This is a genomic window from Nesterenkonia aethiopica (assembly GCF_039534665.1).
Lineage (GTDB): Bacteria > Actinomycetota > Actinomycetes > Actinomycetales > Micrococcaceae > Nesterenkonia > Nesterenkonia aethiopica.
In genome coordinates, this window is the sequence record NZ_BAAAVT010000026.1 from 23,104 (window position 1) to 29,565 (window position 6,462).

General features: G+C 69.5%; 8 protein-coding genes and 1 pseudogene. 2 read left to right on the top strand and 7 right to left on the bottom strand.

Going from position 1 to position 6,462, the window contains the following annotated elements; translation table 11 throughout:
* Positions 1 to 21: 21 nt before the first annotated feature.
* The 5 genes and pseudogenes from ABD658_RS14660 to ABD658_RS14675 all read right to left on the bottom strand — a co-directional run bounded on the left by ABD658_RS14660 (position 22) and on the right by ABD658_RS14675 (position 3,310).
* Positions 22 to 963 carry an alpha/beta hydrolase fold domain-containing protein gene (locus tag ABD658_RS14660; RefSeq protein WP_344684828.1) on the bottom strand — a complete coding sequence of 314 codons (942 nt, stop codon included), beginning with the start codon at positions 961 to 963 and terminating at the stop codon, positions 22 to 24.
* Positions 963 to 2,129, bottom strand: coding sequence for an L-rhamnose isomerase (rhaI, locus tag ABD658_RS14665; RefSeq protein WP_344684826.1), 1,167 nt, complete (start codon positions 2,127 to 2,129; stop codon positions 963 to 965). Before rhaI ends, ABD658_RS14660 begins: the two co-directional genes overlap by 1 nt.
* Before the next feature lie 71 nt (positions 2,130 to 2,200).
* Positions 2,201 to 2,650 (bottom strand): hypothetical protein, encoded by a 450-nt coding sequence (locus ABD658_RS14670; RefSeq protein ID WP_344684823.1) that lies wholly within the window; start codon positions 2,648 to 2,650, stop codon positions 2,201 to 2,203.
* A gap of 109 nt (positions 2,651 to 2,759) precedes the next feature.
* Positions 2,760 to 3,038: pseudogene (locus ABD658_RS15375) on the bottom strand (BNR-4 repeat-containing protein); the annotation flags it as partial.
* A 35-nt stretch (positions 3,039 to 3,073) separates the two neighbouring features.
* Positions 3,074 to 3,310 (bottom strand): hypothetical protein, encoded by a 237-nt coding sequence (locus ABD658_RS14675; protein ID WP_344684821.1) that lies wholly within the window; start codon positions 3,308 to 3,310, stop codon positions 3,074 to 3,076.
* Here ABD658_RS14675 and ABD658_RS14680 point away from each other — a divergent pair.
* Positions 3,309 to 3,734, top strand: coding sequence for an ABC transporter substrate-binding protein (locus ABD658_RS14680; RefSeq protein ID WP_344684819.1), 426 nt, complete (start codon positions 3,309 to 3,311; stop codon positions 3,732 to 3,734). The two genes, ABD658_RS14675 and ABD658_RS14680, sit on opposite strands and share 2 nt — an antisense overlap.
* A 645-nt stretch (positions 3,735 to 4,379) precedes the next feature.
* On the opposite strand, the gene ABD658_RS14685 is transcribed toward ABD658_RS14680, so the two are convergent.
* Both ABD658_RS14685 and ABD658_RS14690 read right to left on the bottom strand, forming a co-directional pair.
* A complete protein-coding gene (locus ABD658_RS14685; RefSeq protein ID WP_344684817.1) occupies positions 4,380 to 4,733 on the bottom strand; it encodes an L-rhamnose mutarotase in 354 nt (117 codons plus the stop codon).
* 90 nt (positions 4,734 to 4,823) lie between these two features.
* On the bottom strand, positions 4,824 to 5,402 hold the full coding sequence (locus tag ABD658_RS14690; RefSeq protein ID WP_344684815.1) for a type 1 glutamine amidotransferase domain-containing protein: 579 nt from the start codon (positions 5,400 to 5,402) through the stop codon (positions 4,824 to 4,826).
* Between the two features lie 329 nt (positions 5,403 to 5,731).
* On the opposite strand from ABD658_RS14690, the gene ABD658_RS14695 reads away from it, so the two are divergent.
* The coding region (locus tag ABD658_RS14695; protein ID WP_344744908.1) for a DUF222 domain-containing protein at positions 5,732 to 6,462 on the top strand (731 nt) is incomplete at its 3' end.

The window sequence follows — 6,462 nt, forward strand, 5'->3', positions numbered from 1 at the left end:
TTCTGTGAGTGAGTCAGGGTCTCAGGGCGTGCGGAGCAGCCGCGCCGCGAACTGCTCGATGGTCTGCTGCGCCGCCTGCGCGGCGGCGGGCCCCTCGTGGGGCCGGTTGAGATGCCCGTGCCGGACGCCGGCGACCATCTCGAGGGCGACGTCGACACCGGCCTGTCGCAGGGACTCCGCGTAGGCCTCGGCGGAGACCCGCAGCTCGTCGACCTCACCGGTGACGACGGTAGTGGGCGGATGTCCGGCCAACTGGGCGACGTCGGCGGTCCCGGGCACGGCTGCCACGGGGGCGTCCTCGACCGGCCCGCCCAGGTAGTTCTCGTACATGCGGCGCACCGGCTCGGGGCCGAACCCGTCGGCCTCCGGGTCAGCGTCGAGGAGCGCGCGGAGATCAGCAGGCGTAGGAGGCTGCACGGCGTGCAGGGTGGGGTAGGCGAGGAGCAGGTGGGCCGGCAGCGGCCGGGCGGGGTGCTCGTCGTCGTCGCCCGTGGTCCGGGCCAGGCGGGTCAGCACGACGCCGGCGGCCAGGTTCGCGCCGGCACTCGCACCGCCGAGACTCATCCGCTCCGGGTCCGCCCCGAGCTCGACGGCCTGCGCGCGGGTCCAGTCGAAGGCCGCCGCCAGCTCCTCCCCCGGCACAGGGAAGCGCACTCCAGTCTCGGGCTCGCCCTGGTGCAGGTCAGCGGCGTCGAGAGCCTCGAACGGCGGCGCCAGCCGGTAGTCGACGGAGACGACGGGAATCCCGCGGGCGGCCAGGGATCGGGCCACCCAGTCGGCCTCGGCCATCTCCAGGTCGCCGTAGGCGAAGCCGCCGCCGTGGGCCCACACCAGCGCCGGTCCCGGCTGCGCCGCCGCAGGGGGCTGCCTGCGGTAGACGCGCACCGGCAGCGGCCCGTGCGGGCCGGCCAGCGTGTGGTCCTGCGCCTCGACGGCGTTCAGAGCCCCGACGGCGGCGCGCATCAGGCGCCCCAGCCCACCTGGGTGCCGCCGACGCGCTCGGCCTCGATCCGCTCCTGGTGGCCGGACTCGGCGTAGGCCCGCATCGGGTTCGCCGGCAGCCCGCGGGACTCCCGCCAGGCGGCGAGGTCAGCGCGGACGTCCGTGTAGAAGGCGTCCATGAAGACCTCATGGGCGCCCAGCACGTCTCCGGCCTGCTGCGCCTGATCGAGCGCCTCACGGTCCACCAGCAGGGCCCGGGCCGTCATCTCCTGGACGTTGAGTACGCTGCGGATCTGGCCCGGGATCTTCTTCTCCACGTTGTGGCACTGGTCCAGCATGAAGGCGACCTCGGAGCCCGGGCCGTAGCCGCCGCCGCGGATGACCTCGAAGAGGATGCGGAAGAGCTGGAAGGGGTCGGCCGCGCCGACGATCAGGTCGTCGTCGGCGTAGAACCGGGAGTTGAAGTCGAAGGCGCCGAGCTTCCCGAGCCGCAGCAGCTGGGCCACGATGAACTCGATGTTGGTGCCCGGGGCGTGGTGCCCGGTGTCCAGGCAGACGGTGGCGTTGTCCCCGAGGGCCTGCACGTGCGCCAGTGCGGTGCCCCAGTCCGGGACGTCGGTGTGGTAGAACGCCGGCTCGAAGAACTTGTACTCCAGCACCAGGCGCTGATCGCCGCTGAGCTGGGCATAGATGGTCTGCAGGGACTCAGCCAGCCGGTCCTGGCGACCGCGGATGTCCGCCTGTCCCGGATAGTTGGAACCGTCGGCCAGCCAGATCTTCAGATCCCGCGATCCGGTGGCGTTCATGACCTCGAGGCACTGCAGGTGGTGGTCGATCGCCTTCTGCCGGATGGCGGGGTCATGGTGGGTCAGACCGCCGAACTTGTAGTCGTCGTCCTGGAAGGTGTTGGAGTTGATGGTGCCCAGCTCCACGCCCAGGTCCTCGGCATAGCTGCGCAGCGCGGCGAAGTCGTCCACCAGGTCCCACGGAATGTGCAGGGCCACCTTCGGCGCCAGGCCGGTGAAACGGTTCACCGCTGCCGCGTCGGCGACCTTCTCCTCCACTGTGCGCGGAGTGCCGGCAGTGCCGAAGACCTTAAAGCGCGTGCCGGAGTTGCCGTAGGCCCAAGAGGGCACCTCGATCGCCTGGCCCTCCAGCTGCGGAGCGATCTCTGCGAATGTCGTCATGGTCCTCAGTCCTGCCGGTAGTAAATCGTTTCAAAACCTGCGTGCATCGTATGATGATGGTCACAAGCGTGTCAACCGGTCGGTCCGGCCTGCCTCTCAGGCAGGCGCGCCACCTCCAACGGTCCGCCCTGCGGGTGACCCGCATAGAGCCGGCCCCGGTTCTCCGGCAGGCTCTCCCAGCGCAGCACGTACCGCCCTCCGCCGGAGCCGACTCCCCGGCCGTGCAGCATATTCACCTGCAACCCCGGGAAGTCGCCGCGCACCACGTCCAGACCATCGGGTTGGGCCTCCGAGCCGAACACCTCGACCTCGAAGTCGAGCGTCCCGTGACCACCGAAGTCCCACCGCCTCTCCCACTCGGTGAGCCGCCGGATCTCCCAGGAGGAGCCTGGCTCCCCGATGGACTCGACACCGCCAGGCCGGGCGGCCCAGATCTGGGAGAGGCCGTCGGCGTCGTACTTGTGGTAGATCACGTGGACGCTCCCGTCGGCGCCGAAGCCGAGCCGTGCGTTGCCGTTCAACAGGTCCCCGCGCGGCGCTGGGGGTCTCCCGCCACATCCGCAGCAGGTGGAACCACCCGTCAGGCCCCAGCGCAGGACCCTGCACGTACGCACTCCATGACCCGTCGCCCGAGCCGCCGGTGCGGTGGCTGAACACCAGACGGCCGTCCTGCCGGTGCGCGAACTCCGGACACGTCACCGACCCCTCGGTCCCAGGATCCACGAGGTGGTCGTACCGCGTGAGCGTGCCGACGCCGCCGGGCACCCTCGTGCGGACGTGGGCCATCTGGTCGTTGTGCATGGCGCCGGAGACATGCAGGCGGCCGCCGAGCACCCCGGTACCCCACGCACTGGTCGGCCCCGGAGGCCAGCAGGGTGAACCCGACGTACATCCCGGCCCATTCCTCACCCACCTCTGACCACACGCCTGGACCCTCCGTAGAGCTACTTCGCCTGCTCCGCCAGCACCCGGGCGCTCTGAGGACCCTTGACCTTCTCCTGGTGGATGACCTCAGGCATCCGGGAGACCCAGAACCATCCGATCAGTCCGGCCGCGAGCAGGACACCGGCGATGCAGTAGAAGAACAGGGTGACGCTCTGCTCGATGACCAGCGGCGTCACCAGGGCCGCACCGGCGCGGAGAACCGTCCCCTCTGAACCCGAGCCCCGTGAGGACACCATGACCCACCCATCACCTACCCCCCCCCGCACGCTCCCCGCAACCGCCGCGCTCGGCGCCGTCGCCGATGGAGACGCCCCGGACGTCTTCACCCTCGGCGGCGCCTACCCGGGCGAGTACGCGGACCGCGGCGCCCTGCTGGACCTGGAGACCGTCAGCGAGACCCTGGACATGAGCACCCTAGACGACGGCGCCCTGGAGAACGGACAGATCGACGGCACCCAGTACGCACTGTCCACCGGCAGCAACGCACTGGCGGTCCTGGTGAATCCCGCCCTCTTCGAGGAGGCCGGCCTGGAGCTGCCTGACCCGCAGTCCCGGACCTGGGACGGCTTCCAGGAGAGCTCCACCCAGATCGCCGCGAACACCGACGCGTACGGCGCCGACGGCTTCGACCACGACACCGCGGAGGTCTTCGCCCGCTAGCACGGCGAGGCGCTCTACACCGAGGACGGCCAGGTCGGGTTCTCTGCGGAGGCGCTGGAGGACATGTTCACCTGCATGCAGCAGATGGTCGACGACGCGCCGCCCCACCCACCAGTGTGATCACCGAGCAGGAGGGAGCCGCCCCGGAGGAGACGCTGCTGGCCACCGGCCAGGTGGCGATGACCATCGACTGGAGCAGCGTCATCTCCCCGTTCTCCCAGTCAGTGGTCGAGGACCTCGAGCTGTGGCCGTTGCCCGGTGAGTCGTCGACCCCCGGCGTCTGGCAGCAGTCCTCGCAGTTCTACTCGATCGCCGCCGACGCCGCAGCCCCGGAGACCCCAGCGCAGCTCGTCGGCTTCCGGGCCAACTCCGAGCAGGCCGTGGAGATCCTGGGGCTGGAACGCGGAGTCCCGGACAGCCCCGCCATGCGCGAGACCCTCGAGGGCTCCCGGGACGAGAACCAGCAGGCCGAGGCGGACCATGTGGAGGCGGTCGCGGAGCATGACCCCGCTCCCCGCTGGATCGGCCCGGCCGGGCCCACGGCGATCGAGGACATCACGCCGCGGATCATCGACCAGCTGCTGCACCACGGCGCCTCACCGGAGGACGCGGCCGAGCAGTGGCTGACGGAGGCACGCGCCGTCGTCAGCTGGCGGGATCGTCGGCCGCGGCGAGCTGGCCCTCCAGATGGAAGACCTCCCGCAGCTCCAGGAATCCGGTGTCCGGGCGGGCTCCGTCGAGCTCGACGAAGAACTCGGACATCTCCGCCTGCCACCGGGCATTGACCTCTTCGGCCTCCATGGCCGCTTGAGCGGACTCCAGAGACTCCACCTCGACGTAGCCGATGAGCAGACCGTCCTCCCGCAGGAACAGGGAGTAGTTGTGCCAGCCGGAGCGCTTGAGCGCGCGCAGCATCTCTGGCCAGACGGCGGCATGACGCTCCGTATACTCCTCGATCCGATCCGGCCTGACCTGCAACTGGAAACAGACGCGACGCATGGGTCCTCCTCAGGTGAGCTTCACGTGAGGTGAATCGTTTCACTTCTGAGGCGGAAATTCCAGAGGCGGAACGAGCGACCCCTGAAAGACTCAGGCCCTTGCTGCGACGAGCTCCAGGAAGACGCGATTAAAAGCGTCGAGATCCTTCGGAGTGCGGGAGGTGACCACGCCGCCGTCGACGACGACCTCCTCGTCCACCCACTGCGCCCCGGCATTGCTCAGGTCTGTACGCAGGGCTGCGTAGCTGGTCATCCGCCGACCGGAGACCTGGCCGACCTCGGTGAGGATCCAGGGACCGTGACAGATCGCCGCCACCGGCTTGGATTCGCTGAAGAAGCCGGAGACGAACTCCTGGGCCTTCTCATCGATGCGCAGGGAGTCAGCATTGAGCGTGCCGCCGGGCAGCACCAGCGCGTCGAAGTCGGAGGCACTGACGGTGCCGAGCTGATGGTCGACGTCGAAGTGGTCCGCGTGCTCCCAGTCCCCCTTCATGGCCTGAAGGGAGCTCTTCTTCGGAGACACGATCTTCGGGGTGCCTCCCGCCCCACGGATTGCCGCCAGCGGCTCCGTGAGCTCCAGCAGCTCCACGCCGTCGGTCACCAGCAGCGCGATGGTCTTGCCGTCGATCGAGACACCCTCAGGGGCGACTGACTCGGTGTGGTGGGTCATCAGTGAACTCCTCTCGTCGGTACCGCCGTCCGCGGCGAGGGCCACGGTGCGGCGGGATCACGGGTTCCATCCGTACAGAACGCGCGGGCCCAGGAGACTGTTCCCAGATTCACGCAATTCGCAGGAGCTGTTCAACTGCTGTGCAGGGCCGGGAACGACGGCGCGGGGCGACGTGGCCATTTCCGGCTGCGTCAGTGCCTGGTCGTAGGGTCTGGAGCACACCGGAGGAGATCGGAACGCGCCGGAGGCACAGCCGAGGCGGGGCGCGATCTGGAGGTCAGATTCAGCCGCTCCGGGACGCGTCAGAGGGGGTGGATAGCGTGGGAGACATGGAGGACCAGGACGGGGTGAACCAGCACCCAGACCAGCACAGCCAGCACGACCAGCACAGCCAGCACAGCGACGACTCTCGTGCCGATCACGCTGCTGCTGGTTCTGGTGGTGCTGGCTCCGTGTTCTGGCCCGCCCGGGCCGCGCACCTAGCCCGAGAACCAGAACTCGCCCACGCCCGAGAACTGATCATCACCACCCGCCAGACCGAAGCCCAGGCGCTGACCGGACTGCTGGACTACCAAGACCGCAGAGCCCGAGAAGCCCACGCCTCCGGGCTCGACCATCACACCCGCCGCGCCCTGCGGGACGCCGCCACCGGTGACACCGCCCACATCCTCGGAGTCAGCGAACAGGTCGCCTCCGGGATGCTCACCGCCGCCCGCACCGCCCGCCAGCAACTTTCTGTCACCTGGAAGGCCTACACCGCCGGGATCATCGACACCGCCCGACTGCGCGCGATCACCACCACCGCCACCACCCTGATCCGGGCCGCGCACTGTGAGGCCTTCGATGCTGCGGCCGCCGCAGCGGCAGCGAGAATGACCCTCGGTGAGCTGCGGGCCTGGCTGCGCCGCTACATCGCCACCCTGGACCCCGCCCAATACGAGAAGGACTGCCAGACCGCCCGGTCGGATCGATGGGTACGCCTCCAACACGACGACCACGCCATGAGCTACCTCGAAGCCCGACTGCCCACAGTGGCGGCCGCAGCGATCGCGAATCGACT

Excerpts from the sequence above, each read along its gene's own strand:
- ABD658_RS14660 (WP_344684828.1), bottom strand. The coding sequence starts at position 963 with ATGCGCGCCGCCGTCGGGGCTCTGAACGCCGTCGAGGCGCAGGACCAC.
- rhaI (WP_344684826.1), bottom strand. The coding sequence starts at position 2,129 with ATGACGACATTCGCAGAGATCGCTCCGCAGCTGGAGGGCCAGGCGATC.
- ABD658_RS14680 (WP_344684819.1), top strand. The coding sequence starts at position 3,309 with ATGACCCACCCATCACCTACCCCCCCCCGCACGCTCCCCGCAACCGCC.
- ABD658_RS14675 (WP_344684821.1), bottom strand. The coding sequence starts at position 3,310 with ATGGTGTCCTCACGGGGCTCGGGTTCAGAGGGGACGGTTCTCCGCGCC.
- ABD658_RS14685 (WP_344684817.1), bottom strand. The coding sequence starts at position 4,733 with ATGCGTCGCGTCTGTTTCCAGTTGCAGGTCAGGCCGGATCGGATCGAG.
- ABD658_RS14690 (WP_344684815.1), bottom strand. The coding sequence starts at position 5,402 with ATGACCCACCACACCGAGTCAGTCGCCCCTGAGGGTGTCTCGATCGAC.